Annotated in this window: 23 protein-coding genes and 1 pseudogene; 15 read left to right on the top strand and 9 right to left on the bottom strand. The window is 69.3% G+C overall.

Annotated elements, in window-relative coordinates:
• Window positions 1-154: 154 nt before the first annotated feature.
• Window positions 155-1,339: a hypothetical protein gene (locus O3W51_RS41540; RefSeq protein WP_164608211.1), complete on the top strand. Its 1,185-nt coding sequence runs from the start codon at window positions 155-157 to the stop codon at window positions 1,337-1,339.
• A gap of 19 nt (window positions 1,340-1,358) precedes the next feature.
• Here the strand turns inward: O3W51_RS41540 and O3W51_RS41535 are convergent, their stop codons facing one another.
• The gene (locus O3W51_RS41535) at window positions 1,359-1,655 is read right to left on the bottom strand and encodes an RNA polymerase sigma factor (protein ID WP_164608213.1); all 297 of its coding nucleotides are present in this window, start codon (window positions 1,653-1,655) and stop codon (window positions 1,359-1,361) included.
• A 98-nt stretch (window positions 1,656-1,753) separates the two neighbouring features.
• Here O3W51_RS41535 and O3W51_RS41530 point away from each other — a divergent pair, with 98 nt between their 5' ends.
• From O3W51_RS41530 to O3W51_RS41495, 9 genes and pseudogenes are all read left to right on the top strand, one after another.
• A complete protein-coding gene (locus O3W51_RS41530; RefSeq protein ID WP_164608215.1) occupies window positions 1,754-3,295 on the top strand; it encodes an ISL3 family transposase in 1,542 nt (513 codons plus the stop codon).
• Window positions 3,296-4,635: 1,340 nt separating this feature from the next.
• Window positions 4,636-4,899: pseudogene (locus tag O3W51_RS41525) on the top strand (hypothetical protein).
• Between the two features lie 136 nt (window positions 4,900-5,035).
• Entirely contained in the window at window positions 5,036-6,184 is a 1,149-nt protein-coding gene (locus O3W51_RS41520) for an AAA family ATPase (protein WP_164608260.1), read from the top strand.
• The gene (locus O3W51_RS41515; RefSeq protein ID WP_269288948.1) at window positions 6,181-7,977 is read left to right on the top strand and encodes a VWA domain-containing protein; all 1,797 of its coding nucleotides are present in this window, start codon (window positions 6,181-6,183) and stop codon (window positions 7,975-7,977) included. Before O3W51_RS41520 ends, O3W51_RS41515 begins: the two co-directional genes overlap by 4 nt.
• 114 nt (window positions 7,978-8,091) lie before the next feature.
• Entirely contained in the window at window positions 8,092-8,256 is a 165-nt protein-coding gene (locus O3W51_RS41510) for a hypothetical protein (protein WP_164608164.1), read from the top strand.
• 116 nt (window positions 8,257-8,372) lie between these two features.
• Window positions 8,373-8,681 carry a hypothetical protein gene (locus O3W51_RS48630; RefSeq protein ID WP_331284141.1) on the top strand — a complete coding sequence of 103 codons (309 nt, stop codon included), beginning with the start codon at window positions 8,373-8,375 and terminating at the stop codon, window positions 8,679-8,681.
• 6 nt (window positions 8,682-8,687) lie between these two features.
• A complete protein-coding gene (locus tag O3W51_RS41505; RefSeq protein ID WP_331284140.1) occupies window positions 8,688-9,569 on the top strand; it encodes a hypothetical protein in 882 nt (293 codons plus the stop codon).
• Window positions 9,570-9,594: 25 nt separating this feature from the next.
• The gene (locus tag O3W51_RS41500) at window positions 9,595-10,902 is read left to right on the top strand and encodes an MFS transporter (RefSeq protein WP_269288945.1); all 1,308 of its coding nucleotides are present in this window, start codon (window positions 9,595-9,597) and stop codon (window positions 10,900-10,902) included.
• Window positions 10,903-11,103: 201 nt separating this feature from the next.
• Entirely contained in the window at window positions 11,104-11,445 is a 342-nt protein-coding gene (locus O3W51_RS41495; protein WP_239070673.1) for a hypothetical protein, read from the top strand.
• 851 nt (window positions 11,446-12,296) lie between these two features.
• On the opposite strand, the gene O3W51_RS41485 is transcribed toward O3W51_RS41495, so the two are convergent.
• From O3W51_RS41485 to O3W51_RS41470, 4 genes are all read right to left on the bottom strand, one after another.
• Window positions 12,297-12,974 (bottom strand): hypothetical protein, encoded by a 678-nt coding sequence (locus O3W51_RS41485; protein ID WP_164608222.1) that lies wholly within the window; start codon window positions 12,972-12,974, stop codon window positions 12,297-12,299.
• The gene (locus tag O3W51_RS41480; RefSeq protein WP_164608224.1) at window positions 12,974-13,858 is read right to left on the bottom strand and encodes an HAD family hydrolase; all 885 of its coding nucleotides are present in this window, start codon (window positions 13,856-13,858) and stop codon (window positions 12,974-12,976) included. Before O3W51_RS41480 ends, O3W51_RS41485 begins: the two co-directional genes overlap by 1 nt.
• Window positions 13,859-14,238: 380 nt before the next feature.
• Entirely contained in the window at window positions 14,239-14,769 is a 531-nt protein-coding gene (locus O3W51_RS41475; protein ID WP_164608226.1) for a hypothetical protein, read from the bottom strand.
• A complete protein-coding gene (locus O3W51_RS41470) occupies window positions 14,766-14,975 on the bottom strand; it encodes a hypothetical protein (RefSeq protein WP_164608228.1) in 210 nt (69 codons plus the stop codon). The genes O3W51_RS41475 and O3W51_RS41470 overlap by 4 nt, the downstream gene beginning before the upstream one ends.
• A 510-nt stretch (window positions 14,976-15,485) precedes the next feature.
• On the opposite strand from O3W51_RS41470, the gene O3W51_RS41465 reads away from it, so the two are divergent.
• Window positions 15,486-16,958, top strand: coding sequence for a DUF1254 domain-containing protein (locus O3W51_RS41465; RefSeq protein ID WP_164608231.1), 1,473 nt, complete (start codon window positions 15,486-15,488; stop codon window positions 16,956-16,958).
• Window positions 16,959-17,045: 87 nt separating this feature from the next.
• Here O3W51_RS41465 and O3W51_RS41460 read toward each other — a convergent pair whose 3' ends face one another.
• The gene (locus O3W51_RS41460; RefSeq protein WP_269288942.1) at window positions 17,046-18,602 is read right to left on the bottom strand and encodes an alkaline phosphatase family protein; all 1,557 of its coding nucleotides are present in this window, start codon (window positions 18,600-18,602) and stop codon (window positions 17,046-17,048) included.
• A 355-nt stretch (window positions 18,603-18,957) separates the two neighbouring features.
• Between O3W51_RS41460 and O3W51_RS41455 the strand changes: the two genes are divergently transcribed.
• Window positions 18,958-19,878 carry an NAD(P)H-binding protein gene (locus O3W51_RS41455; RefSeq protein ID WP_164608233.1) on the top strand — a complete coding sequence of 307 codons (921 nt, stop codon included), beginning with the start codon at window positions 18,958-18,960 and terminating at the stop codon, window positions 19,876-19,878.
• On the opposite strand, the gene O3W51_RS41450 is transcribed toward O3W51_RS41455, so the two are convergent.
• Both O3W51_RS41450 and O3W51_RS41445 read right to left on the bottom strand, forming a co-directional pair.
• Complete coding sequence (locus O3W51_RS41450; RefSeq protein ID WP_164608234.1) at window positions 19,821-20,822, bottom strand: ScbA/BarX family gamma-butyrolactone biosynthesis protein; 1,002 nt, start codon at window positions 20,820-20,822, stop codon at window positions 19,821-19,823. The genes O3W51_RS41455 and O3W51_RS41450 overlap by 58 nt on opposite strands.
• 492 nt (window positions 20,823-21,314) lie before the next feature.
• Complete coding sequence (locus O3W51_RS41445) at window positions 21,315-23,039, bottom strand: YVTN family beta-propeller repeat protein (protein WP_239070674.1); 1,725 nt, start codon at window positions 23,037-23,039, stop codon at window positions 21,315-21,317.
• 614 nt (window positions 23,040-23,653) lie between these two features.
• Here O3W51_RS41445 and O3W51_RS41440 point away from each other — a divergent pair.
• Window positions 23,654-24,775 carry an IS630 family transposase gene (locus O3W51_RS41440; RefSeq protein ID WP_164608235.1) on the top strand — a complete coding sequence of 374 codons (1,122 nt, stop codon included), beginning with the start codon at window positions 23,654-23,656 and terminating at the stop codon, window positions 24,773-24,775.
• Between the two features lie 55 nt (window positions 24,776-24,830).
• Here the strand turns inward: O3W51_RS41440 and cpt are convergent, their stop codons facing one another.
• The gene (gene cpt / locus O3W51_RS41435) at window positions 24,831-25,352 is read right to left on the bottom strand and encodes a chloramphenicol phosphotransferase CPT (RefSeq protein WP_164608263.1); all 522 of its coding nucleotides are present in this window, start codon (window positions 25,350-25,352) and stop codon (window positions 24,831-24,833) included.
• Window positions 25,353-25,935: 583 nt separating this feature from the next.
• Between cpt and O3W51_RS41430 the strand changes: the two genes are divergently transcribed.
• Both O3W51_RS41430 and O3W51_RS41425 read left to right on the top strand, forming a co-directional pair.
• Complete coding sequence (locus O3W51_RS41430; protein ID WP_269288938.1) at window positions 25,936-26,322, top strand: hypothetical protein; 387 nt, start codon at window positions 25,936-25,938, stop codon at window positions 26,320-26,322.
• Between the two features lie 100 nt (window positions 26,323-26,422).
• Window positions 26,423-26,854, top strand: a complete 432-nt coding sequence (locus tag O3W51_RS41425) for a hypothetical protein (RefSeq protein ID WP_269288936.1) — start codon at window positions 26,423-26,425, stop codon at window positions 26,852-26,854.
• Window positions 26,855-26,964 lie beyond the last annotated feature (110 nt).

Raw genomic sequence — 26,964 nt, 5'->3', positions numbered from 1 at the left:
CCGATCTCTATCTCGCGCCCGCCGGAACCCCGCTCACCGCGGGCCAACAGCTGGTCACCGAGCGGTTCTTCGCCGCCCGCCTCACCGACGGCACCCTGCCCCGCCCCGTCCACTGCGCCATCTGAGACGCACGCGTACCGAAAGGAAGTCGACCATGCAGCGACACGTCGCGATCCTCGGCGCCGGGCCCATCGGCCTCGACGCCGCTCTCGCCTGCGCCGACGCGGGATGGGCGTTCACCGTCTACGAAGCCGGGGAGACAGTCGCCGCCCACGTGCGAGCCTGGGGCCATGCCCGCCTCTTCACCCCGTGGGACCTGAACGTCTCGGGCCGGATGCGCACCCACCTGCCGGGCGCCCCGACCGGCGACCACTGCCCCACCGGGACCGAACTGGCCACCCGCCTGCTCGACCCGCTCGCCGCACTGCCCGCCCTCGAAGGCAGCATCAGGCTACGCACCCGCGCGGCCGGCATCGCCCGCACCGGCCTGCTCAAACACGAGCACATCGGCACCGACACCCGCGCCGCCGCCCCCTTCACCCTCCTCCTGGACACCCCCGACGGCGAAGACACCGCCGAGGCGGACCTCGTCCTGGACTGCACCGGCACCTACTCCCACCCCAACACCCTGGGCCCCGGCGGCATCCCCACCCCCGGCGAACGCGCCCTCGCCAACCGCATCACCCGTGCCCTCCCTGACACCCGCGATCCCGACCTCTGGAGCGGAACCGTCCTGCTCGTCGGCGCCGGAAAGTCCGCCCAGACCGCGGCCCGCGACCTCGCCGCCCTGCCAGACACCCGCATCCACTGGGCAGTACGCAGCACGGCACCCGACTGGGGCGCCGTACCCGACGACACACTGCCCGGCCGCCAGCACCTCGTCGACACCTCCCGGGCCCTCGCCGACGGCGCCAACGACCGAGTCACCGTCCACACCGGCGCCCACATCCAGGCCCTCAGCCCCGACGGTGACCGGGTCCGCGCCTGTCTCGCCACCGAGGGCGGCCCGCGCGAGATCGTCTGCGACCACGTCGTGGCACTGACCGGCTACACCGGCGACGCCTCCCTCTACCGGCAGTTGCAGGTCCACGAGTGCTACGCCACCGGCGCCCCCATCAACCTCTCCGCCGCCCTGCTCGGCTCCGCGGGCGGTGACTGCCTCGCCCAGCCGTCCGTCGGGATCGAGGCCCTGCGCAACCCCGAGCCGCACTTCTTCATCCTGGGCGCCAAGTCCTACGGCCGCCTCAACACCTTCCTACTGCGCACCGGCTACGAGCAGATCGACCAGCTCACTGCCGCGTACCGCGAAGAACCACGGCTACAACCTGCCGGTAAGTAGGCGTGATCACATACCTTCCTCATGCACCGGTCATAGCGGCGACAAAGAAGGAAGGTCCCTCCCGCACTTCGGCGGCATCGGCGAGGACAGGCGCCGCACGCTCGGACGGCTCGATGAGAAGCGCGGCGGGGCGGCAGACCTGGTCGAGGAAGGCGTTCGTCGAGATCCGCACCAGCCACGCCGTCGGGCGCTCGACCGGCTGGTGGGACACCGCCGCCCGGGCGAGCGCTCGGGCAAGCGTCTCCTGGGCCAGGTCCTCGGCGTCCCACACACTGACGGTCAGCCGACGGCAATAGCGGAACAGATCACCCCGCAACGGCTCCAAAGCGACCAGGAACTCACGGCGCGGGGTCTGTACGGTCTTCGGCTCTGTCTCATATTCGGTGGTGACGCAGAGTGGCGTAGGTCGTTGATGTGAGTGTGGAGAGTCTCAACGAGCTGGTGGCGACGGTGTTTTCGGGGATAGCCCCGCTGGTCATCGAGGATGTGGTCGACGAGGGTGAGCGCGTGCTGGTGAGGGCACGGACTCCGGGATCGACCGCGGTCTGCCCGGTGTGTGGGGTGTTGTCGGGGCGGGTGCACGGCTATCACTGGCGGACGGTGACCGACCTGCCGATCGACGGCCGGCGGGTCGTGGTCCGCGTCCGGGCTCGGCGTCTGGTGTGTCCGACCCGCGGTTGCCGCCACACCTTTCGCGAGCAGCTGCCCGGGGTGATGGAGCGATACCAGCGGCGCACAACCCGCCTGACCAGGCAGATCAAAGCCGTGGTCAAGGAGTTAGCGGGCCGTGCGGGATCGCGCTTGCTGGACATACTCGCAATCAGCCTGTCGCGTCACACGGCCCTGCGCACTCTGCTGCGCATCGCGCTGCCTACCGGCCGGGTGCCCCGCGTGATCGGGGTCGACGATTTCGCCCTGCGCCGACGGCACCGCTATGCCACCGTGGTGATCGACGCACACACGCATGAGCGGATTGACGTGCTGCCCGACCGCACGGCCGACACGTTGGAAGCGTGGCTGCGCGAGAATCCGGGCGTCGAGGTCGTGTGCCGGGATGGCTCCGCGACCTATGCCGAGGCCATCCGCCGTGCCCTGCCCGACGCAGTGCAGGTCGCCGACCGGTGGCACGTGTGGCACAACCTCTGCGAAACCGCCCTGAGCGAGGTCAAAGCGCACAGCACCTGCTGGGCTGCCGTGCTGGACACTCCACTTTATGAAGGACCACGAGCCGAGACGACGCTCGAGCGTTGGCATCAGGTCCACGGCCTCCTCCAGCAGCGTGTGAGCCTGCTCGAATGCGCCCGCCGACTGCAACTGTCCCTGAATACCGTCAAACGCTATGCCCGCGCCGACCGACCCGAGCGCATGCTTCGCGTCCCCAAGTACCGGACCAGTCTCGTCGATCCCTATCGCGAGCACCTGCGCAGACGCCGGGCCGATGACCCTGCTGTTCCCGTCCAGCACCTCTTCGAAGAGATCAAGGCCCTCGGTTTCACGGGCTGCCTCAACCTCCTGCACAAGTACATCAACCAAGGCCGCGCGGACGCCGACCGAAGCCACATCTCCCCGCGCAGGCTGGCCCGAATGCTCCTGAGCAGACCCGAGAACCTCAAGAGCGGACATCGCGACCTCCTGGACCAGCTGACCGCCGCCTGCCCCGAGATGACCGACCTGGCCACCGCCGTCCGGACCTTCGCCCAACTCCTGAAGCCTCGGCCCGAGAACGCCGACGCGCTCGACCACTGGATCACCCAGGTCCGCGCAGCCGACCTGCCTCACCTACACGCCTTCACCCGTGGCCTCGAGCGGGACCGTGACGCTGTGATCGCCGCGGTCACACTCCCGTACAGCAACGGCCCCACCGAAGGCGTCAACACCAAGACCAAACGCATCGCTCGCCAGATGCACGGACGCGCAGGCTTCAACCTCCTCCGCCACCGCATCCTCCTCGGATAGCAACACACTCCGTCACCACCGAATATGAGACAGAGCCGTTGGCTGGACAGGCCCACGGCGCGCAGCCTGGGCCGCCGCGACCAGAGACTGTCGCAGAACGGTCGAGCGCGGGAGACAGATCGGGGGCAGACGTCACTTCACGGCTCCTTGGACGGTGAATGGCTGGCCACATCAGTGCGACGGGGCAGCCTCCGAGTCCGATACGTAGCCGCGAAAGTGAGCCCGATCACTCTGCATACGAAAGCAAGGTGTCTCCCGCCCACCGGGGCGGGAGACACCCACCAGCCAGATAGTTCTGACTCAACGTGTTGCGACGATCGCTGGAATCAACCCGGGTTCGACGGGCTCTCTCCGCCAGGCTTCCCGACCAAGCGACCGCAACATAGCCGACGATCGCCGGTTTGGGTAACCGGCGATCGTAGAGACCATTGAAGCTCACCCCATCCCCCGAGTTTCAAGTGGAGAACATGGCAAACAGATCCTGCCTGCGGCGCAAGAGCCGGGAGGACCCGCTACTAGCAGTGACTACCGCTCAGAGCTCGGCGGACGATTCTGCTCATGATCACCGAGTAAGCGCGCTGCTCACCAGCCGCGGATGCTGCTGTTTCCGCAGGAGCCAGTGCTCATGAAGTCGCGCTCCCTACACCGCCCAAGCGCGCTACCAGCACCCGCCCGCCGGTGCTTGCTGCAGGACTGCCGGCTCGCGCGCACCGCTAAATGATGGAGCAACCCCGCGGATGGCCCGACGCCGCCCATGACAACCGCACCGTCACCGTCACCCGACACACGACGACCGACGCCGGCCGAGAAACGTACGGACAGTGGAAGGCCGGCTACGGCCCGCCCGTATCGGCCCCGCACGCCGAGTCCCGCCCCTGGAGCACGGCTGGCGCCGGCCGCTCAAGCCCTCCAAGCCGCGAATCGAACATCACGGAGAAATCCTGACCTCGCATCCTCTCGACTCCGTCGCCAACGTCAAGGCCAGCGCTGCGGCACTGCACGAACTCGCCTGCCACCTCACGTCAGCCGACAGCGATCAGCTCGACCAACTCCTGGAACACCTCCTGCAGGACGGCGGCCCGCTCCACGCCGTCCAGCGGCTTATCGCCCGTGCCCGTACCGCGGTCGACCCCTGCCTCGACGAGACCCACCCCAACCCGGAGTCCGTCCCCGCCTACACGCTCACGCATGCCCTGGCCAGGATCGAACAGGACCTGACCGACCGCCGCATGGAAGCGCTCGAATCCCTGTCGGCGACCCGCATCCACGTCGTCCAGGTGCCCTCGCCCGTCCACGGGGCGGCAGCGCCAGCAGAGCGCGCAGTCCAGCCGTTCGCGCCGATCCGGCACAGCACCACTGGCGAGATCACCACCACCGGCTATAACGCCGCCGCCCGGCGGATCCTGCTTCAGTCCGGCTTCGAGGAGACTCCCGGCTGAGCCCGCCGCACCGGCGGAACCGCCGCGGACCGGAGCCGCGGACCTGCCCGGCAGCCGGTGAACCGCTCGCCGCCGGCCACCCCGTGCTCCTGGACCGAGCATCGGCCAGCCTGTGAACGCCGACGGTGCGCCCCCGTCGGGCGCGCCCGCACAGACCAGCGATAGGACCTCCCACGCCGAGGCCACCCGCACCTGCAGTGCCAACCCCGCCCGCACGCCCACCCGTTGAGGGATCCTCTTTTTGACCACACCCGGACCGCACGCCACAGCACGCACCAAAGCCGGCGAACTACGGGCCAAGGTGGCCAGGCTGCTGGCCGACCGGCCCGCGGACAGCCTCACCATCGGGGACATGGCCAGGCAGCTGGGCCACTCCCACGGCGCCGTCCGCAACGCCGCCCTGACCCTGGCCAAACGCGGCGAAGCCGACCAGCACGGCACCGGACAGCCGCAGTTCCGCGCCAACGGGAAGACCGCCGCAGCCGCGCACGCCGCGGTGATTAGCCCACCGGGAACCCACTCTCCCCGCGCCCCAACGGCCACGACGCGCACGAGCGCTCCTGCAGCCCGCACGCCCCAGCAGGGCGGTCCGATCCGCCGCGCGGGAGGCCAGCTCTACCACCCCCGGGAGCTGGCCGACCTGCCCGACGTCGAGGCGCTGAATCGTCTGCGTGACGCCGACGTGCCGGTGCTGCTCTACGGTCCTCCGGGAACCGGCAAGACGTCCCTGGTGGAGGCCGCGTTTCCTGACCTGGTCACCGTCGCCGGTGACGGCGACACCACGGTCGGCGACCTGATCGGCGAGTACACGCAAGCCGACGGCGGAGGGTACGTCTTCCAGTACGGTCCGCTGGTCACCGCGATGACCGAGGGCCGCGCCCTGCTGATCGACGACGCCACGTTGATCTCGCCGAAGGTGCTGGCCGCCCTCTACCCGGCCATGGACGGGCGCCGCCAGATCCAGGTCAAGGCCCACCGGGGCGAGACCATCAAGGCCGAGCCGGGCTTCTACGTGGTGGCGGGCCACAATCCGGGCGTGCACGGCGCTGTGCTGACGGAGGCGCTGGCGTCCCGGTTCAGCGTGCAGATCCAGGTCGGGACGGACTACGATCTCGCCCTGGCCCTGAAGATCGATGCCCGGGTGGTCCGGATCGCCCGGCATCTCGCGCGGCAGGTCGAACTCGGCGAGATGGGCTGGGCCCCCCAGCTGCGGGAGCTGCTCAGTTACCAGAAGGCCGAGGCCGTCCTCGGCACCAGGGCCGCGCTGGCGAACCTGATCGGTATCGCTCCCCTGGAGGACCGCGACGCTGTCGCCGACGCCGTCGGTAAGATCGCCGGCGTCAAGCAGGTCGCGCCCCTCACCCTGGGCCGACAGCTCCCCGCTGGCAGTGCGTCGGTCGCCCGGCAGCCCCCGGGCAGCGCCGGACCCGCGCGCCGGAGCTCGCGATGAGCGCCCACCACCACGTCCAGCCCTCTACCACTGACGAGGACGCCGACCTCGGGCGTTGGGACGACGACGGCGCCCCGCCCGCACAGCCCCGTTCTTCCCCGGCCGCGTGGCTGCGGGTGGGAGCCGAGCTCGGCGACCGGCTGGTCGCGCTGTCCGGCCGCCAGGACCTGCTCGTCACCTGCCGTCCCGGCACCCGCAGCGGCGCACCGGCCGCCTATTTCCCCGGCCTGGCCGAGATCGAGTTCGACGCCAAACTGTTCGCACCTCTTCAGCCCCATGAGGTCCGTCCGCGGATTGTGGGCGACGAGGAGCACTACCCCGCCGCCTGGGGAGTGCTCGTCCACGAGGCCGCCCATGCGGCCCACTCCGTGTGGCAGGAGCCGGCCGGCGCGGAACCCCGCGTTGTGGAGGCCGCGCTGCTGCTAGAGGAGAGCCGTGTCGAGGGCGCCCACCTGACTAGACGGCCCACCGACCGCACATACCTGCGCACCAGTGCCCGGACCCTGGTCATGCCCGACATCGCCAACCCCGCCTTCCAGGGCGTCGAGCAGGCCGCCAGTGTGGCGGCCCTGATGCTCGGTCGCCGGGACGCCGGCATCCTGGACGCCGGCGAGACCAAAGCCGTCGCCGATCTGTGCGAAAGGGTCCTGAGCGCGCCCCTGCTGGCCACCCTCACCGGCATCTGGACCGCAGCCCACCGGTGCGCCGACCACGACGCCACCACCATGCTCCAACACGCCCAGGACTGGTGCGACGCCCTGGACACCGCCGCCCCTGCCCTGCCCGCCGTACCGAAAGACCTCACCGATCTGCTGTCCGGCGCCGTGACGGTCGTCCTGGACAACATGGCCGCCAACGACGCCGCCGACCTCGCGGCACAGGCCGCCTCGAACAACGCCGTAGCAGCGCAGTCCCGGGCGAAGGCCAACGACCGCGCCCAACAGGCCGGCCAGCGACGCAAAGCCGCCGCAACCGCCAAGTCGGTCTTCAACCCACGCGGCACCACCGTCAGCCCCGACGGCACACCCGCGCCCTCCAACAACCCGGTCACCGGCAGCCGCAAACCCACCGCCGCCGAGCAGAGCGCCGCCGCGCGCCTGAGCCGCGCCCTTCGCGCCGCCGCCTACCGCGAACGCACCGAAGAGCGGACCACCAGCCCCACCCCGCCAGGCCGCCTCAACATGCGCCAAGCCCTCGCCCGCGACGCCCAGCGCGCCGCCGGCTCGACACCCACCGCGGAGCCCTTCACCCACACCCGCCGCCGCAACTCCCCCACCCCACCACTGCGGGTCGGCATCGCGGTCGACGTCTCCGGCTCCATGAGCGCCGCCTGCAAACCCGTCGCGTCCGCCGCATGGATCGTGGCCCGCGCAGCAGCCCTGACCGACCCCGACTCCCGCACCGCCACCATCGCTTACGACATGAATCTGACCGCACTGACCCGACCCACCCACCGGGCACCAGAGCGCGTGACGGAGTTCAACGCCGACGGCGGCAACCACAATTTGGGCGACGCCATCGACGCACTCGACCACGGCCTCGACCTCAGCCGTCCCGGCACCGGGCGGCTCCTGGTGATCGTCACCGACGCCCACTACACCGACGGCGAAACCGCCCAAGCCCTCACCCGCATCAAACGCCTCACCACGGCCGGCTGCGCTGTACTCCAACTCACCCTCACCAAGGAGTCCCGCCACCTGCCGGGCACCACCCCACTCCACCTGCCCCGACCCTCCAGCACCCCCGCCGCCATCGCCAAAGCCGCCACCGACGCCATCCGCAGAACACGCTGAGACACCAACACACGACCACGACGACCAGACGCACAAACCCCCATCCGCCGGGGCGCACGAAAATCGCGCGGACCCCGGCTGCTCCGGCACTGCTGGTGACGAAAGTGGGGCCCCGTGCCGCAGATCGCGACCTGGCCTGCCGACAGCGAAGCGTTCGAGCGCCAGGCCCGCGCCGCCGTTCCCGGTGGGCTCGTGGCGCTGTCCGCCCCCACCCCGCGCCTGCTCACCACCCGCCCGTCCCAGCCCGCCACCCCGCAGCCGGCGAACCCGCACCCCTGACACCCCACAGGAAGAGGATTCCCCCTGTCTGACCACATCCGCTTCGCAACCCACGTCGGCCTGAACCTTGTTGCCTCGACCCGCAGCCCGTTGTCCTCGGGCGAGGGGCGAGCCCGATGACGCCCACCGGCGACCCCCATCCCGACAGCCTCCAGGCGGAGGCATCGCGCCTCGCGCAACAGGCACGCGAGTTCCGGCTACGGATGTCCGTGATCGACACCCAAACCCAGAGCGCACTCGACACGACCCGTGACCGCTTCGGCCGCACCGCGCACCCCGGCGCCGCCGCGGATGCTCTCGCTCACCGCAACACGGCAGCCGTGGAGGCGTACACCACCCACCTCGCCCCGCACGCCGACGCCCTGCTTGGCGCCGCCCACCGCGCGCTCGACGAGCTGCCGCCCACCGGACCCCTGAACGCGTGACGCGAGGTGCTCGACTCGCTCGCCACCTCCCACACCGAGATCATCCGCGTTCTCGACCGTCCCGCCGAGCCTGACTCGGCCGCGCAGGGGGTCCAGTACGCCCTGGTGTGGCCTCACCTCGCCGCCTGGGCGGACTACGGATCCATCGCCGCCGACCTGGCCGAGCAGCACCACGAGCCCGAACCCGGGCCGACGTATGAGGAGCGGCAGAGCTGGACCGCGCGGGCGCACGCCGCGCTACGGCAGGGCGGGGCATTGGACTTGATCGAGTCGTGGCATGTGGCCGACGGTCGCCGCATCACGCTCGCGTACCTCATCGAGGACGACGACTCCACGGTGGTCGCGCTCGCCGGAGACCCGGACGCCTCGGACTGGGAGATCATCGGGCACTACGTCCATGAGTACGCGGCCGGGCAGGCGCTGCCCCGAGCAGTCCCGCCCGGAGTCCTACGGCCCGACGCCGCGTCCCGGTTCAACCGCCCAGAGCCCGTCCCCGAGCAGCCCCTGCAGGAGCTGCTCCGGGAGATTGTCGAGGCCCGCACCGCCGGCGATGTCTCCGAGGTCCTGCTCAGTTCCACGCAAGAGGGCGTCGGCGCCGGTGCGATGGTCCGCCTGGGACACCTCCTGTACGCCGCCGAGGAGTTCTCCGACGCGCTGGGCACCGTGAGGAGCCAGCAGATCGGCGCCCGGATCCACGCACTCGCGCGGCAGCTCGACTCCCTGATACGCGAGGTCCACGACGCGGCAGAGGACCTCGGCGCCACCGTCGCCGTCCTGCCGCCGCACCGCGTCCCGAAACCTCCGCGGATCCGGCCACGCCCCGCGCTGGAGACCGCACCTCCAGCCGCACCGCCACCTCGCACTCCGACAACCGCGCGCCGCCCATAACCTCCCGTTCCCAGAAAGCCCTTCGTTGTCCCTGACCACACCCTCGACCCCGGCACCGCGCATCACCTACCGCGCGGTGCTGGGCAGCCCGCACGTCGCCCGGCTCCTCGCCGGCACCCTCACCGGCCGTCTCCCCAACGCCATGGCCCCGATCGCGATCATGCTGTGGGCCACCGCGTCGGGAGGCGGCATCGCCCTCGCAGGAATGCTCGCCGCCGGGTACGGGCTCGCGTCGTCGCTGGCTCAGCCGGCCATGGGGCGCCTGATGGACCGCCACGGACAGACCGCCGTACACCTGCTGGCGGCCCTGGCGAACTCCTCGTTCCTGGTCGCTCTGCCAGCGGTCGGCTTGCGCGGCGGAGCGTCGCTCGCCGTAGGGATCGTCATCGCCGCCGGCCTGTCCATGCCAGCCCTGGAAGTCGGGCTTCGGGCACTGTGGCCGAGCGTGCTGCCCAGCCCCCGGATGCGGCACGCCGCGCTCGCCCTGGACACCGGCAGCCAGGGCCTGCTGTACGTCATCGGCCCGCTGCTCGTCGCCGCACTCACCGCCGCGTACGCGCCATCGTGCGCCCTGATCGTTACCGCCGCCCTCGGCCTGGTCGGCACCGCCGTCGTCGCCCTGGCACCGCCCTCCCTGCGCTGGCACCCCGCACAGCCCACCAGTGGGCACGCCGGGTCGGTCCGCAGGCTGACCAGTGGGGGTCTGGTGCTGCTGTTCGCCGCTCTTGCCGGGGTCGGGTTCGCGATCGGAGCGATGAACGTCTGGGCTGTCGCCCTGGCCGAGCAGCATGGACAGAGCATGCTGTCCGGGATCATCCCCGCCGCGTTCTCCACCGGCAGCCTCCTGGGCGGCCTCGTCTACGGACGCCGCACGGGGAAGGGCACCACCACCAGCCAACTGATCGCCGCTGGGGCAGCGTTCCTGGCCGGATGGCTCCCGCTCCTAGCCGTCTTGGGCCCCGGCGCGGCCACCGCCGCGGTCATCGTGCCCGGGGCGTTCCTCACCATCGTGGTCGCCTGCGCGTTCTTGACCACGGACACCCTGGCCCCTGCGGGCCGCACCAGCGAGGCGTACGCATGGCTGATCCTGTCGATCGGCGCCGGGCAGTCCGCCGGCACCGCGCTGGCCGGGCGCCTCGCCGAGCACCACCTCGCCAGCGCCGCACTCCCCGCCGCCGGCGCCGCCTTCGCTCTCACCGTCCTGCTCGCCGGGCGCCCGCACCTGCGCCCGGCCGGACACCTTCCCGGTAGTGCGGGCGCCACCGCGCGGCCCCAGCCCGAAGCGATAGCCCCTGAGCACAAGCCCAACACCGCTTCCATGTCACTTACTTGAGGAGACCCATCTATGGCAGTGCGCACCCGATGGAGCGTCGAGCACCCTTGCTCCCACGCAGTCGAGCACGACCTGTCCGGCCGTCCCGCCGACAAACGGGCCGGATTCGCCCGCTGGCTCGCGACGAAGGACTGCTCTGTTAACTGCACCATCTCCGCTTCGTTAGTCACGGCGTAATAGGCCGCCATCGAGGAGCAAGTGATGCATGTACGTACTGAGTTGCTGGAGTGCCGACGGACCATCCCTCGCCTCGGACAAGTGGTGGAGGTCAACCGGGCACATCCGCCGTGTGTGATGCTCGATGCGGCGGGAGCCGAAGTGGAGCCAGTCACCGCGTTCCTGCGGGACCTAGCGCTTGGCGATTCCAGCCCGCTGACCTGCCGCAGCTACGGGTACGGAATGCTGCGGTGGTTCCGCCTGCTGTGGCTGCTCGGCACCGGGTGGGAGCGGGCGACGGAGTCCGAGGTCGCCGTGCTGACGGGTTGGCTACGCTCGGCCGCCAACCCGCAGCGACACCGGGCCGCCCACTGGCCGGGACGGTGAATCTCCGTACGGGCAAGGGGTCTTTGCGCGCCGGGTACGCGCCGCGCACCATCAACCACGCGCTGACAGTAATCAGCGGGTTCTACGAGTTCCACGCGCATCAGGGTCAAGGCCCGGTCGTCAACCCGGTGCCAAGCTCGACTCAGCGGCGCCGCACGCTCGGGCACCGCAGCCCGCTGGAAACGACGCCGATGGTGGGTCGGGCCCGGCTGCGGCAGCGAGTGCCTGACAGGCCGCCGCGGACGTCAGCGTCTCGGTCGCGTTCACCAGCTGGAGCAACGCCTGGGATCGCTCATCCAACTGCTGGTCAACATCGTGGTTCTGATCGGAGTGGGCACCGCCGCGCTTCGCTGCCAGCGGGCGATCTGGCGGAGGGTCGCCGCCTGGCGTGCCCGCGCGGAGCACCGGTAGCGCCGGCCCGTGAGCCGGGGAGCGCCTTCGGGTTCGCGGGCCGTGCCGCGTGCGTCGCCGCAGATGATGCCGGAACCGGCGAGGTCCGTGATGACCGGATCTGAGTGACCACGGGAGGTATTCGATGACCGAGCACCCCACTGTGCCGATTCGCCCCGTACCCCATAAAGGGTCGAGCCTGCCAGCCCTGGTACTACCTGACGGAAGTACCAAGTCGGTCGCCGCTGGTTGCTTCCACGTGGCCACGGCCTTCCACCGTCTCGCCGCACTGCCCCGACCGTCCAACTGACCGACAAAGCCCCGTCCGCCCACGACCCGAAAGAACCCGGAGAACCCGACCACCGAGCCGGGACTGTAACCTGCCCAAGCACCGAAATCACGTCGGCCACCCCACAGTTGGCGATCAGCGACGCTGCCTCAGCCCAACCGAAACGGCGAGGCTAGCTCTGTCGGCCGCTGGGGGACCTGCCCGTCTGGGTGAAGTCCCAGGTCTGCATTTCGCGTTGTGCGGTTCCGTTGTTGCCGAGTTGGAAGACTGCGAAGCCGGCCGGGTGGAAGGTGAAGGCGTCGAAGGGCCTGCTTTCCAGATCGGTGAGGAAGTCCAGCTGGGCGAGGCCGACGGTGACGTGTGCGACGAAGTTGTTGCCGCTGTGGTCGGGCACGTAGCGCTCGACGTACTCGATGGTGTCCGCGTTGATCTCGGGCGCCTCCGCCGTGGTCACGTAGGCGGCGGCAGTCCCTCCCTGCGCGGCGAAGGGTTCGACCGCGGCGATGAGTGAGCGCTGCAGATCGAGCACGGCCTGGCTCGGCTCGACGACCAGGCCGGCGAGGCCCATCCCGGCCTGGGAGGCGACCTGCATGTGGGCGACCCTGACTCCGCGCAGCTGGAGCGCATCCGGATCCGCCGCGCCGATCGCGTCTGCGACAACGTCGAAGACAGGGGTGAGCTCGCTGGTTCGGACGTAGCGCTGCAGCAGAGTGATGTGGGGCCGGTGGTGGGCGTCGAGCGCGAAGCCGTCGGGGACGCTCTGGTGCATTTGGGTGTTCAGCTCCCTGGCGCGCTCGATCATCGTCGCGTCGGGGAGCATGAGGATGTCGACCGCGGTGAGGTCGCTCATCAGAACACCACTTTCCAGTCGTTCTTGATGCTGACCAGGGTCCATCCCTGCCGCTTCGCCTCCTTGACCGATCTCTCGGCTGCGGCGGTGTAGGCGTACTCGCGTTCCTCGTCGTCGTGGACGACCAGCATCGCGAACGTCGCGGACTCCAGCATCTCGATGTCGACGTCGGCGTTGCCTCCCGCGAAGGCCGGCATTCGGCCGGTCGTGGCGAAGATGTGCTCGGGCTTGCCCGGTCCGAGGGCGATCCCGCCCAGGACCTTGTCGGTGCGGTGGAGCACGCCGTGCCGGTACTCGTACTGGGGGGCTGTCCCGATCACGTCCTCCCGGTTGAGCCCCCAGGCGCCTTCGGCGATCACCCGCATGAAGTCCCGGCCTCCCCCCGAGCAGACGAAGATCCGGAACTCGTGCGACCTCAGCAGGTCGAAGAGCTCCAGCATCGGCTTGTAGACCAGCTCGGTGTAGGGCGCGGCGAAGCGCTCGGACTTCGCGCCGTCCAGGTATCGCAGTACCTCGGCGTCGAATTGGTCCGGTGTCTTCCCGCGCCAGTTACGGGCGAGCGCCTCCTCCAAGGCCATGATCGCGTCGGGATGCTGTTGACCTACCGCGGCGAAGAAGTCGTGGTCCTGTTCGAGGATCGCCTTGTAGGGCTGCGTGCCCGCGAGAGAGTCATCACGCTGAGCTGCAGCGGCCAGGGCACGGAAGATGAAGTCGAGCTGTACCGGCAGTGGCTGCTCGACCCAGAGAGTGCCGTCGTTGTCGAAGGCGGCGACCCGCTCCGCGGGCTTCAGGTATCCGTCGCCGGGGGTTGTCACCCGGCTGATGAACTCGATGATGGCCTGCTTGGCCGGGCCGTCGGTCCAGCTCGGAAGCATCTCGTCCATGAAGCGCCTCTCCATTGCCTCGCCCACGCAACGACCGGCGCCGGCTCATCCGCGCCGGCCAGCACGCGCGAATGGTGCCTGCGACCGCCAGCCGCAGAAACCCGCGAATAGGGGAATCTGCCGGAGGCCTTGTTGACTCACGCTCGAACCGTCGGACGTCCCGTGGACCAGCCGCACAAAGCCCTCTATTAATAGCTAAGCAGCTCGAACGCCCCTGTGCCTCCCCAGAACGACGAAGCGGCTTCGAAGGGTGCCCAGGACCGCTTTCGGTTGAGTTCCGCAGCTCACTGTCCGGAGTCTGATCACCCGGGCCGCTCGCCGGCACAGCAGAGAGCCCGCACGACCAGTCACGGTCGGCGGGCCCTCGTACGCTGCGGCTGCTACCGGCTGGCGCACGTCACGTAGACGTCTGCGGTGAGCGGCTCGTAGAAGCTGCCCGCCTGGGCCCACCAGCCGTCACTGCGGGCACCCTCGCTCTTGAAGCCGGGCTTCGACGAGATCAGAGCGGCCTGGCGTCCGCTCGCCGAGGCACCGCCGCCTACGACCTGCCGCCCTTCCGGGCACACGAGGAACCCTCCGGCCGGGCTGTTCGAGGTTGCCTTGCCCGTCGACCAGGTCACGTCGGTGATCGGGTCGGCGCACATCGCGGAGGCGACGACGCCGACCGAGGTGTTCGCGGACTTCGTGCCGGCCACCACCCACTGGGTGGGCTGCTTGGCCGAGTTGAAGGCCGCCGGGTACGACTTGGTGAGGGAGCTCCCCTCGCCCTGGATCTCACCGCCGCCGCCGAGAGCGACCTTGCCCGCAGGGCAGGACACCGTGACCGGCGGGTCCACCGGCACCTGGCTCAGCGGCGCCTGAACGACCTCGTAGCCGCTGGGCTTCCAGGCGCAGATCGCCCAGAGCGTCACTGTGCTGGCTGCCCCGAGAAGTTCCGGGCGCTGGCGACCCACAGCGATGTGTCCCGGTAGGGCTCCACGAAGCTCCCGACCAGGGCGACGGAGTCGTACGCGGAGTTCGGGGCCGTCGCCTCCGCACCACCGCTGATGGCAACCTTCCCGTCCGGACAGAAGATCTTCACCTGCTCAAAGTCGGCGACGGTCCGTGTGGTCTTCACGGTCTCAACGCCCATCAGCGGCGGGGCCGAGGGCGGGCCCGGAGCGCTGGGTGCGGAGAAAGCTGGCCCGGTGGCCGACATCGCGAGTCCGACAGCCGCAGCGCAGACGGCGAGCCGGGAGGTGAACCGGGGAAGGGGGTGCTGCCGAAACCTCATGGAAGCCCGATCTGTGAAAGCGCAATGTCATTGCGCAATGCGATCACGCTAGAGCTGTCCGTAATCAGAAGCCAGCTGCCTCATCAGATCCAGTGATCACAACCAGCTTCGGCCCGCACCCCCGCAGAATGCCGTAGACGGCTCTGCCCATTGCTCGACACGGCGGGCGAGCACCAGCCGTCCCAGGCGGCGGGCGGCACTTACTCGGCCCCCTTTGATAGGCACGCTTGCGGCCCCCGTGCGGTCAGGGTCGCGCAGCCCGGACATGGGCTGCCACAGCCTTCCGCAGCGAATCCCCGTCTCCCGTGTGAGCCGCAACGGTCGACTGGCTGCGACTTCACCTACGCTGGCGCCATGAGTTCATCGAGGGCCGTCCCTGACGGTTACAACACTCCGGTCCCGAGCAAGATCATGACGCCGGACCGGGTCGAGACCCGGATCGGCACGCTGGAGTTCATCGATGGCTTCCCCAGCGATAAGACGGCTGTGAAGGTCTTTGACCATCTGGACTTCCTGCGTGCCGTCGAGGTGTTCCTGCAGTGCATTCCTGCCGCCTCGATGGAGGGCCTGCGGGCGGGCCTGGCGGACATCGGCTGCGACGCCGCGCACAAGGTGGTGATCGCCGACCGCCTCCTGGACTCCAACTCGCTGTTCCTGACGGGCAACACCGACACCGTCTACGCGATCACGATGCTCGACCTCGACCGAGACGGTCCGACAGTCGTCCAGATCCCACCCGGCTGCGGACCGGGCACCGTCAACGACGCCTGGTTCAGATTCGTCACCGACATGGGCGCACCCGGGCCCGACGGTGGCGCCGGTGGTGACTACCTGCTGGTTCCCCCCGGCTACGACGGCGAGGTCCCGGACGGCTACCACGTGGCCCGGTCGTCGAGCTATACGAACTTGCTGGCGCTGCGCGGCTTCCTCGTCGACGGCAAGACCGACGCGGCGAAAGCCATGTTCGAGAACGGCGTCAAGATCTACCCCTTGTCGACGGCCGAGGCACGCCCGCAGATGGAGTTCAGCTCCATCTCGGGCAAGGCGTTCAACACCATCCACGCCAACGACCAGAGCTTCTACCACGAGGTCGCCGATGTGATCCGGCGCGAGCCGATCGAGGTGATCGATCCGGAGACCCGGGGCCTGCTCGCGTCGATCGGCATCCACAAGGACCGCCCGTTCGCGCCCGACGAGCGGATGCGCGCCACGCTCGCTGACGCCGCCGCGGTCGGCAACGCCTCGGCCCGTGCGATCTGTTTCCAGACGAGAGATGAGCGCGCCTATTACTACGAGGACCGCAAGTGGAAGACCGGATTCGTCGGCGGCGACTACCTGTGGCTCGACGGTGACGGACGCGGCGGGCGCAACTTGGACGCCCGGACGATGTTCTTCTACCAGGCGACCCTGAACACCCCGGCGATGGCGCTCGAGATGGTAGGCGCCGGCTCCCAGTACGCGCTCTCCGAGAGAGACGCCTCCGGCGCGTACCTGCACGGCGACACAACGTATCGACTGACTCTTCCGCCTGGCATTCCCGCCAAGGACTTCTGGTCGCTGGTCGTGTACGACCCCCAGACCCGATCGGAGCTGCAGACCAGCCAGGCTCTGCCGAGCCGGAGCAGTGAGAACAACCGTGACGAGCTCACCTACAACGACGACGGCTCGATCGACCTGACCTTCGGGCCGGAGCCGCCGAGCACGCGAGACGGCAACTGGATCCAGACGGTCCCCGGCAAGAGCTGGTACGCGATCCTACGGTTGTACGGGCCGCTGGAAGCCTGGTTCGACCAGACCTGGATCCCCGACGACATCGAGCGGCTCTGATCGCAACCCAGTCCGCAGAACGCATTGCCGAGCGAGTCGCTCATTTCTGCATGTGTCCGCTCGGCGCGCCCGCAAGCTGCCGGCGAGCTACCTGGCGGCAAGTCCCGGGAAGAGATGCCCCACGGTGGCGTGCATCTTCGCGAGTGCTTCGCGACCGGTGAGGTGGTCGAGTTCGCCGACCTCGGGAGCGTCTGGGTCCAGCGACCGGACAAGTGTCCCGACTCCTCCGACGAGCGCCTTCGCGAGCGGCGACAGAGGCGCGTCGAAGGGAATGAGCGTTACGTCGAACTCCGGCACCGGCAGGGGGTGCACGTCGGGCCAGTCCTCAGGAAGGCGCGGCTCGTCCCGGGTGAAGATCGCCGCGAGGTCGGGGGCGTCGGCATCCCGCGCGGTCAGCGGCCCTCCGAGGTCCCATCGCTCGCGAAGGGTTCGGATGACCGAGGTGTGCCGGTGCTCCTCGGTGATGACGGTGTGCTCGTCGATCCACGGCGAGATCGCGATCGCGGGCAGGCGGACACCGAGCCGGTCGAACGTGAAGCCCATCTGACCCGGACCCGCCGCGGGGTCTGGCGGGGTCGCCGCCGGCGGCGGGACGTGATCGTACGTACCTCCGTGCTCGTCGAACGCGACGAGCAGGAGGGTGTTCCACCAGTTGGAGCCCTCTTCACTGGCGGAGTCGCGGATCGCCGTGTAGATCCTCGCGAGCAGCGCGTCACCGCCGAGGAGCGACGACGGGGGGTCGGCCTGCAGTCCGGGCGTGAGTGCACCAATCGGCGGATGCATGTCGTTGTGGCCGTGCCACATGTTCGGTTCGATGAACGCATAGGTCGGCAGCTCGCCGTTCGCGGCATCCTCGTAGAACTGATCGGTGGACACGAAGTGCGTCGCGAAGCGGTGCTTGAGGCGCGCCCCGTGGATCAGAGCCGTGAACGACGCCGGTGAGGGCTGGTCGACGTACACCTTCCACGTCAGACCCTTGGCCTCCAGCCGCTCGAAGATGGTCTCGGCGTCATTCTGGCCGGGGAAGTTCGAGTACGGCGAGTTGACGACGAAACCCGATGCGGTGGCCGCGTGGAAGAAGGAGCGGTTCGTGAACGTCTGCGACGGCACCTCTGCGAACCAGTGGTCGAACGTCGCAAATCCACGCGCGATCGTCGAGATCACGGGCATCTGCTCGTTCGTATAGCCCTGCATGATCTGCGCATACTGCTCGTAGGTGGGCTGTATGCCGCACTCAGCGGTGAACGCGCTGATGTAGTCGGTCACGAACCCGTTCATCGTGGGGTTGGCGTGAGGGTCGGCCGGAAGATTGAACGGCGCTGTCATGTGCTCGCTCAGCGTTCCACGGTTGCTCGGCGGGTCGATCGTGCCGAACAGCTGCGTGTTCACGTGGGTGTATTCCTCACCCGGGTCCGGGTTCGGAGTGTCCATCGTCTGGGCGATGCCGTAGGCAATGGACTTACGATCCGCACCGTGCTCAGCCCACTCAGGGATCGGGTTGGACAGGTCCTTGCCGATGACACCCTCGAAGAACGGCACCTCGCCCGGTTCGTAGAGCCGGCCCAGCAGGTTGTCGAACGAGCGATTCTCGAACATGACCACCACGACGTGGTCGAGCGCACTCTTGCGTTCGGGAGTGGGCATTGGATGCTCCGTCCGGTCGGGCTCGAGCGCGCTCTGCGCGGTTCCTGAAAACAGTATCGCCACGGCAGCTGGCACGCCTCCTGCAGTTCAGATGAATAGCGCGCCCGGGTGAGGGGCCTTGTGCTTCTCTGAAAGCGGTTTGATGGGGGTTCCACGCCGCGGATTGCCTTTGTTCGTAGTTGCGCAGGTTCGCGGCGCCGTCCGCGCCGTGTAGGTCTGCTGTAGGTTCCCGTCAGCCGTGTCCTCATATGACGCTCTGAGCTGCGGTTTCATGTCCCGATCCCGTGGCTGTGTCACCTCCCCTGTCCCGAGGAGCTGTCCATTTCCCCGGCCCCAGAGAGCTGCTCAGCAGGTCATGGATCGGTACGAGGCGAGCCTGGACAACGGATTCCTCGGCTTCCTCGCCCGAAATGCTTGCGATTTCCAGCTGCACTGTCCGGGCGTCCTTCTGCGGTGCGCGTCCCCGACGGCCGAGACCGTTCCGGGGGACTACGAGGACCCGGAGTCGCTGACGCGCGCGCTGACCGGGGTGCGGTCCGCGTTCCTGGTGACGAACCGGATCGCGGACGACGACGCGCGCTTCCTACGGGCCGCGCGGTCGGCCGGGGTGCGCCATGTCGTGAAACTCTCCGCCGCCGGGGTCACGGACGGCCGGGCCGACGACCTGATCACCCGGTGGCAGCGCGGCAACGAGGAGCTGTGGCGCGGGTCCGGGCTGGAGTGGACCCTGCTGCGGCCCCGTCTGTTCATGTCCAACGCCCTCTCCTGGGCGGGGTCCGTCCGCACGCACGGTGTGGTGCGGGCGCTCTACGGGACCTCGGCCAACGCCTGCGTCGATCCCCGCGACGTCGCCGAGGTGGCGGTACGCGCGCTCACCGGGGACCGGGAGCGGTATGCCGGTACGGCCCTCACGCTGACCGGGCCGGAGCCGCTCACGGCGGCCCGGCAGACGGCCCAGCTCGCCGAACTGCTGGGCCGTCCGCTGCGCTTCGAGGAACTCGGTCCCCGGCAGGCGCGCGCGGTGCTGGCCGAGCGCTATCCGCACGACGTCGTCGACGCGATCCTGGAGCGGGCCGAGCAGCAACGCCAGGGCGGCAAGAGCGAGGTGGACGGGACCGTTCCCGCCCTGCTCGGCCGGCCGGCCGGTTCCTTCCACCTGTGGGCCAGACACCATCTGAGTGCTTTCCGTGCGTCGGTGGAGCCGGTTTCCGCAGCGGGTCAGAGCCCGTGCGAGCCCGCCGTCACGATGGCGGAGAACGCGGGCTCGCCGGCCTGAAGGGCGGTCACCAGGACCGTCTGCACGCCGGGGGAGGCCGCGTCGTCGAGCAGCCGGGCCTCGACCATGCAGGGCGCGTCGAGCTCGACGAACCGGGTGAACCGGGTGGCGATGCTGAGGGGCAGATAGGAGGACCGGCGCAGCACGGCGGCCGTGGCCTGGCGGGCGGCCTCGATCAGCACCGTGCCGGGTATGTGGTCGACCGGGTGCTCGAAGAGCACGGGGTGGCGGGTGTCCACGCGCAGTTGCCAGTAGTTGTCCTCGGCGGTGGGGGAGAGCACGACGTCCATGGGCGACATGCGCCCGACGCTCTGCGGCGCCGCCGGGCTGATGAGGGGCAGCTGGTGCCAGTCCCCGCCGGCCGTGTGGTCGCCGCGGACCCGCCGGTAGACCGCGGGCGCCAGACAGGAGAAGGAGCCGGTGCCCGTCGCGACGACGTTTCCGTCACGGTGGAAGACCGCCGTGATGCGCATCCCCGACAGCTTCCCGCCGCGTCGGGTGATCTCGGTACACGCGACGTCGATGCTGAGCGCCGCGGGTGCGTAGCCCACCAGGAGGTGTTCCGGGTGCACGGCGACGTCGAGGTCCCAGATGATGAACTGGTGGCCGAGGGGCACACCGAACTCGGCGTGGCCCAGCAGGATGCCTGCCTGGCGGATCGTCTCGCAGACGATGAGCGGGTCGTGGTACCCCTCCGCCACCGGTGTGAAGAAGCTGTGGCCGCGCGGCCACTGCGCGCTGATGCGGAAGTGGGTGTCGTCCACCCGCGCCCAGTCGGTGAGCAGAACCTCGGCGACGGCCGACCGGTGTACGAACTCCTTGGGAACGGTGCTGGTGAGCGTCGTGGCGCCGGTGACACGAGCGATGACGGCGGTGGCCGTGGCGGCCTCTCTCGTCCAGGTGTCGAAGGCCGTGCGCTCCATTTGCGACTTGCTCGCTGACATAGCTCCCCCTTGTACTGCTGGAGTTGTGCTCGGATTGACCCCTTGGCCGGGAAGATACATACCAGCCGGTTTAGTTTCTAGTGTTTGTCGGGCGCCTCCACAAGAATTCGCGGAGGCATTTACTCCGATTCGCCCGTTCGTCCTGGTGGAGTGCCGTTCTCCCGATTCCGGCGGGCGCTGATCCGCCGATGCCGGGCCGGACCGCGTTGAGCAGGATGCGAGCCGTTCTCAAGCGGCACTAAGAGGGCGTCCGCTCCCGCGCCCGACGGTCACCGGCAGGCGGTCATCCTGTTCAGCGAGGAAAGGGGCGGGAAGCGTGAGAGGCAAGGGCGCTACCGTCGTGCCCGGATTCTCACCGCCCACGACATCGATGACCAGCACCTGCGTCCCTCGCCGATGGCCGCGCCACCGCCGATGTCCACACATAGGACGGCCGTGCATGAGGATGTGGTCCCGGCCGGCGCAGGTGGGGGCCGGCCGGGACCGTTGAGGTCAGGGGCAGGTGACCAGGATGATCGAGATGGCGGTGCAGGTCGCGGTCGCGCTGTCGTTGGCCGGGTTGGGGTCGGTGGGTGCGGATGCGGTCCGTACGCCGGTGACCGAGACGCTTCCCAGGGTCAGCAGGTGCAGGGGGATGCGGAACGTCTTGTTGACGCTGGTTCCGTCGGGGATGGCGCTGTAGGCGCAGGTGACGGTGTTGCCGGCGGTGGTGCAGCCGGTGGACAGGTTCGTCGGGGTGGCGCCGGTGGGGAGGGCCGCGGTCAGAGTGGCGGTGGCCACGGCGCTGGGACCGGTGTTGTGCGCGGTGAGGGTGTAGGTCAGGTACGGCACGAGGATGCCCAGGTGTGGCTGCGCGGTCAGGTTGACGTCGATGTCGGTGGGCGGGGTGAGGTAGGTGTACTGGTCGGCGGCGCTGGTGGGGCTGGTGCCCGAGGCGGTGGTGACCTGCACGTCGACCGTTCCTGCCGCTCCAGCCGGGGCGGTGGCGGTGCAGGTGGTCGCGGTGCAGGACACGGCGGTCGCGGGGTTGCCCGGCCCGAAGGTGACCGCGGTGGCGTCGGTCAGGTTCGTGCCGGTGACCGTGACCACGGTGCCGCCGGAGGTGGTCCCGGAGGTGGGGCTGATGGCGGTGACGACCGGGGCGGGCAGCGGGACCTGGCCGGTCGCGACGTGTCCGGGGAGTCTGCCGACGGCGATGGTGGCGGTGACGGTGTTCGTGGCCGTGTCGATCACCGAGGCGGTGTTGCTGCCGTAGTTGGCGACGTAGAGGTGCGCGCCGTCGGCGGTGATCGCGTTCCCGAACGGGACGGAGCCGACGGTGACGGTGCTGGTGACGGTATTGGTGGCCGTGTCGACCACCGCCACCGTGCCCGAGGACTGTTGGGCGACGTACAGGTCGACGCCGTCCGGGCTGACCACCGGCGCGAAGGCCGAGGAAATGCCGCTGATGGTGGCGGTCACCGTGTTCGTCGCTGTGCTGACCACAAAGACGCTGTTCGAGGACGCACTGGCGATGTAGGCACGGGTGCCGTCGGGCGAGACGGCGACCCCGTTGGGTGCGATGCCCGTCGTCATGCTGGCGGTGACCGTGTTGGTGGCGGTGGAGATCACCGAGGTTTTGCCGCCGGTCGAGTTCTCCGTGACATAGAGCTGACTGCCGTCAGGTGTGACCGCGATGGCGAGGGGCGCCACGCCCACCGCGACGGTGGCGGTGACCGTGTCGGTGGCCGTGTCGATCACCGAGACCGAATTCCCGCCGCCGTTGGTCACGTAGACCTGTGCGCCGTCCGGGGAGACCGCGATGCCATAGGGGAACGAGCCCACCGCGATGGTCGCGGTCACCGCCCTGGTCGCCGTGTCGATGACCGAGACCGAGTTTCCGCCACTGTTGGCGACGTAGACACGGGTGCCGTCGGGCGAGAACACCAGGCCCTTGAGGCTGGAGCCGACCGGGATGGTGGCAGCCACCGCCCCGGACGCGTCGTCGATGACCGACACCGTGCCGGCACCGCCGTTGGACACGTAGGCGGTGGCCGTGCCCGTCGGGGCGGCCTGCGCCGGAGCCGCGGCGGTGGACGTGCCGGTCGGCGCCGCCTGCGCCGGGTCGTCCAGGCCCACCAGCCCGGTCAGCGCCAGCGTCCCGCCGACGACCAGCGCCGTGAGACGGCGGCCCCATCGGGACCGGCGCCGATAAGGCCGTGCAGGTGCAGAGATCAAGGCTCTTCCCCCTTCGGGTCCGCACCTTGGCGGCGGGAACCGGAGGCCCCCGTGAACCGGCAGAGACGCGGTCGTACAGGCGTGCCCGCACCAGCGGCACATCGCCACCGGCCGAGCCCGTCCCTGGCGCACCACCGCGGCAAGGTCCGGGCCGCGACAGCCAACGACCCGCACACGCCAGATGATCAGTACATGGCGAAGTCAGATGGATCATCCCATCGGCACGGCCACACCGGAGGGGAAGTAATACGCCTGTCCGAATCCGATCGGAACCTGGCCACGCTCAGGTGATCGGACTTCAGCGGGGACAAGCGGTTCACACCCTTTCCGTGCTGGAGAGGCTGCACCGGGCTCTTCAGCGCCGGGACTTGTTCGCCTAGCCGTCGCACCGCTGGTCCCACCTGCGGGCCGGCTCTGTGCCCGCACTACCGCCGTCACCTGTGTGGGATCGGCGAGGACGTTCCTGAGAGGCTGGCCGGTCACAGGCGTGGTCACCGTCCGGCGTTCTCGCTAGTGCTGTGACCGCTTAGGTTCGCCGGGTTGGGGCTCGCGGTCGTGGTGGCTCGGCTGGTTGGGTGTGAGGAGACATCCGATGCGGTGTGTGGAGGTGTGTGGTGGCTGAACCGGTTCGAGTACGCAGACTGACCGATCAGGAAGGGCAGCGGCTGCAGCAGATTGTGCGGCGGGGCAGTACCAGCACGGTGCGTTACCGGCGGGCGATGATGCTGCTGGCCTCGGCCGGCGGGAACCGGGTGCCGGTCATCGCCCAGCTGGTGCAGGCCGACGAGGACACCGTCCGCGACGTGGTCCACCGGTTCAACGAGATCGGCCTGGCCTGCCTGGACCCTCTCTGGGCGGGAGGCCGTCCCCGCCTGCTCAATCGTGACGACGAGGACTTCGTCGTCCAGACGGCCACCACCCGCCCGGCCAGACTCGGGCAGCCCTTCACCCGCTGGTCCATCCGCAAACTCGCCGCCTACCTGCGCAAAGTCCACGGCCGGGCGATCCGGATCGGGCGCGAAGCGTTACGGATCCTCCTGTCCCGCCGCGGCGTCACCTTCCAACGCACCAAGACGTGGAAAGAGTCCACCGACCCGGACCGGGACGCCAAGTTCGACCGGATCGAACACCTCCTGGAACACTTTCCCGGCCGCACGTTCGCCTTCGACGAGTTCGGACCGCTGGGCATCCGCCCCACCGGCGGGTCCTGCTGGGCCTCGCGGGGACGGCCCGACCGGGTCCCCGCGACCTACCACCGCACCCACGGCGTCACCTACTTCCATGGCTGCTACTCGATCGGTGACGACACCCTGTGGGGCGTCAACCGGCGACGCAAGGGTGCGGTCAACTCCCTGGCCGCGTTGCGGTCGATCCGCGCCGCGCGTCCGGACGGCGCCCCGATCTACGTGATCATGGATAATCTCTCCGCCCACAAGGGCACCAAGATCCGCCGATGGGCCCGAAAGAACCGGGTCGAGCTGTGCTTCACCCCGACCAACGCCTCCTGGGCCGACCCAATAGAGGCGCACTTCGGGCCGTTGCGGCAGTTCACTCTCGCCAACTCCCACCACCCCAACCACACCGTCCAGACCCGGGAACTGCACCGCTATCTGCGCTGGCGCAATGCCAACGCCCGCCACCCCGACGTCCTGGCCGCGCAGCGTAAGGAGCGCGCCCGTATCCGCAGCGAGAAAGGCGTTTGCTGGGGCGGCCGACCTCTCCCGGCCACCGCCTGACCGCTCAACAACGGTGTTGGTCTCGCGCAACCGCGGAGGTCAACCACCGGGTCGATCAGTGGACATGGGCCGCAATGATCCGCGCGCACTCCAGGGATTCGACACGCGTCGTGTCCACCTCCAGGTCATAGCGCACACCCTGGTGGACGACCTCTGCCTGCGCTTCGGCCATCCCGGTGACCCGATCACCGCGTGCGACCTCCCGACCCACAGCGACTGCGCTCTCGCACCTGACACCAACCCACAGCACCTGCAACCCGCCGAGAGCCTTCTGCCACCGCTGCTGGGACGCCGCTCCACCGAGGAACACCTCATCAACAATGACCCGGGCACCCGCACGGACCATCGCGGCGATCCCCTCGATCCACGCCTCTTCCAGCGCCCGGAACGAAGACCCGACCAGCACCTCGCCATCCGGAGCGAACTCGATCCCCGCCTCCGACGACCTCATGGACGCGGGCATGCCCTGGACCAACGTGTCGACCCCAAAGACCAGCCACGGATCCGGCATGACATCCTGCAGACACCGGGCAAGGTCGGACTTCCCCGAGCTGGAACCACCATTGAGAACGATCATCTGGGTCATCACCACGCCACGGTAAAGGCGGCGAAGCAGCGACCCAAACCGATTTTGGCCAACACCACTGTGCCCACCACAACCCGGTGAACCTAAGCGGTCACAGCACTAGCCTGGCCGCCCGGCCTGCCTTGGGCCGTGTACTCCTGGGACACCTTCGGGTGATCACGGTGGAGACGGTGGTCACCACCGCCACCGGATCGGGGGCGGTGGTGCGGACCACCGCCCGGCCTTTGCCGGGAGGACCGGGCGGAGGTGACCCCGGGCGCCCTTCACCGTCCGGCGGGGCGGCGCCTGGCTGCGGTCCGGTAGCACGACCAGGAGCAGCGGCCCGGCCCCGGGAAGGATTTTCCTCACCGCCCCAGCCTCGGTGCTTCGGGTGGCGCCATGGTGCGTGCGTGTCGTGCACGTGCGAGGCGATGAACCCGGCGCCGGGGCAGATGGCGGATTCTAGGACAAACAGACGCGGGAACCGAACGTCGCTCTCCCCCGATCGCGATAGCGCCCCGTGACCGCTGACGGAGCCCGATGGCGAACGCCCCAGCCACCTATGACCCCACCGATACGCGCCCATCCGAGCGAAGTGCAGATAAGCAGCGACTGCTGGAGAGCAGCGCGTGACGCCGACAGCGCATCCAAGGAGCAGTGGCTCGCCGGCAAGCGTGCCCAGGAGCAGCAGGCTGCTGTCGAGTGGGCGGAGAAGTTCGACATGCCGCCGTTGGAAGGCCCGGAGAAGGCCCTGGACTGGGGTGTGCGCTCCCGTCATCAGCTGATGGCTGCCGCGCACACCGTGCTGGTGGTCGAGGGGGCCTGGGACGAGGCGGACTGGGCGGAGGTGGAGGAGAAGGCGCGGGCCATCTCGCGGGCCGGGTGGTGGATCGATCAGCGGGGCGCAGAAGGCTCTGACCTGCCGGAACTCCTCGACGCGGCGGGTGAGGACGACCGGGGGACGGAGAACCCGTTCCGGTGACGGAGGGGGAACATAGCCGGGGATCGCCGGTTAGCCAAACCGGCGTTCTTCCGGACCATTGTTCCTCCCACCGCTTCACGTCTGACGTGGAAGGAACCGGATGACCCTACCCCCACCCATACCGGCGTTCGCTGCGACGCCTGACCCGTTCACCCCCGTCCGGGACATCACCCACGGCCATTTTCAGGCCGGCGACCAGGTCGTCGTCCTGAGGGGGGTCGCCGGCGGAGAGCTGTGGGGAGACGCTGTGCGCGTGGTCGCCTCCTCCTGGCACGCCCCGACCGACGAGGACGGATGGCGGGTGCGCGACGCGACCGGCGGAGCACAGTCGTACCTCACCGCCCACCCCCGCTATCTCGTCCACCTCACGCGCCGCTGCCCGGACTGCCTGATCCACCTGCGGGCCATGGAGGACTACCTCCTGCCGAAGCACACCGACGCCAACGCCCTGGTCGACTGCGGCTGGTACACCATCACCGCCCTCCACCAGCTCGTGCACGTCGCCGACGTCCGGGGTGTTGCCCGACGCTGAAAATGCCGACGAAGGCGGCGTTCACGGTGCCGACGAACCAGGACGGCGACGCCCCGCTGGGGCGGTCCCAGCGGGGCGGTCGTCGGTGAGGTGTCGTTTTCGTCGGCAAG

Origin of the sequence: Streptomyces sp. H39-C1 (assembly GCF_027158125.1) — a bacterium.
In the GTDB taxonomy this organism is placed as follows: Bacteria; Actinomycetota; Actinomycetes; order Streptomycetales; family Streptomycetaceae; genus Actinacidiphila; species Actinacidiphila fildesensis.
Note: the sequence above shows the minus strand (reverse complement) of the source record. Positions and strands in the feature narration are given on the sequence as shown.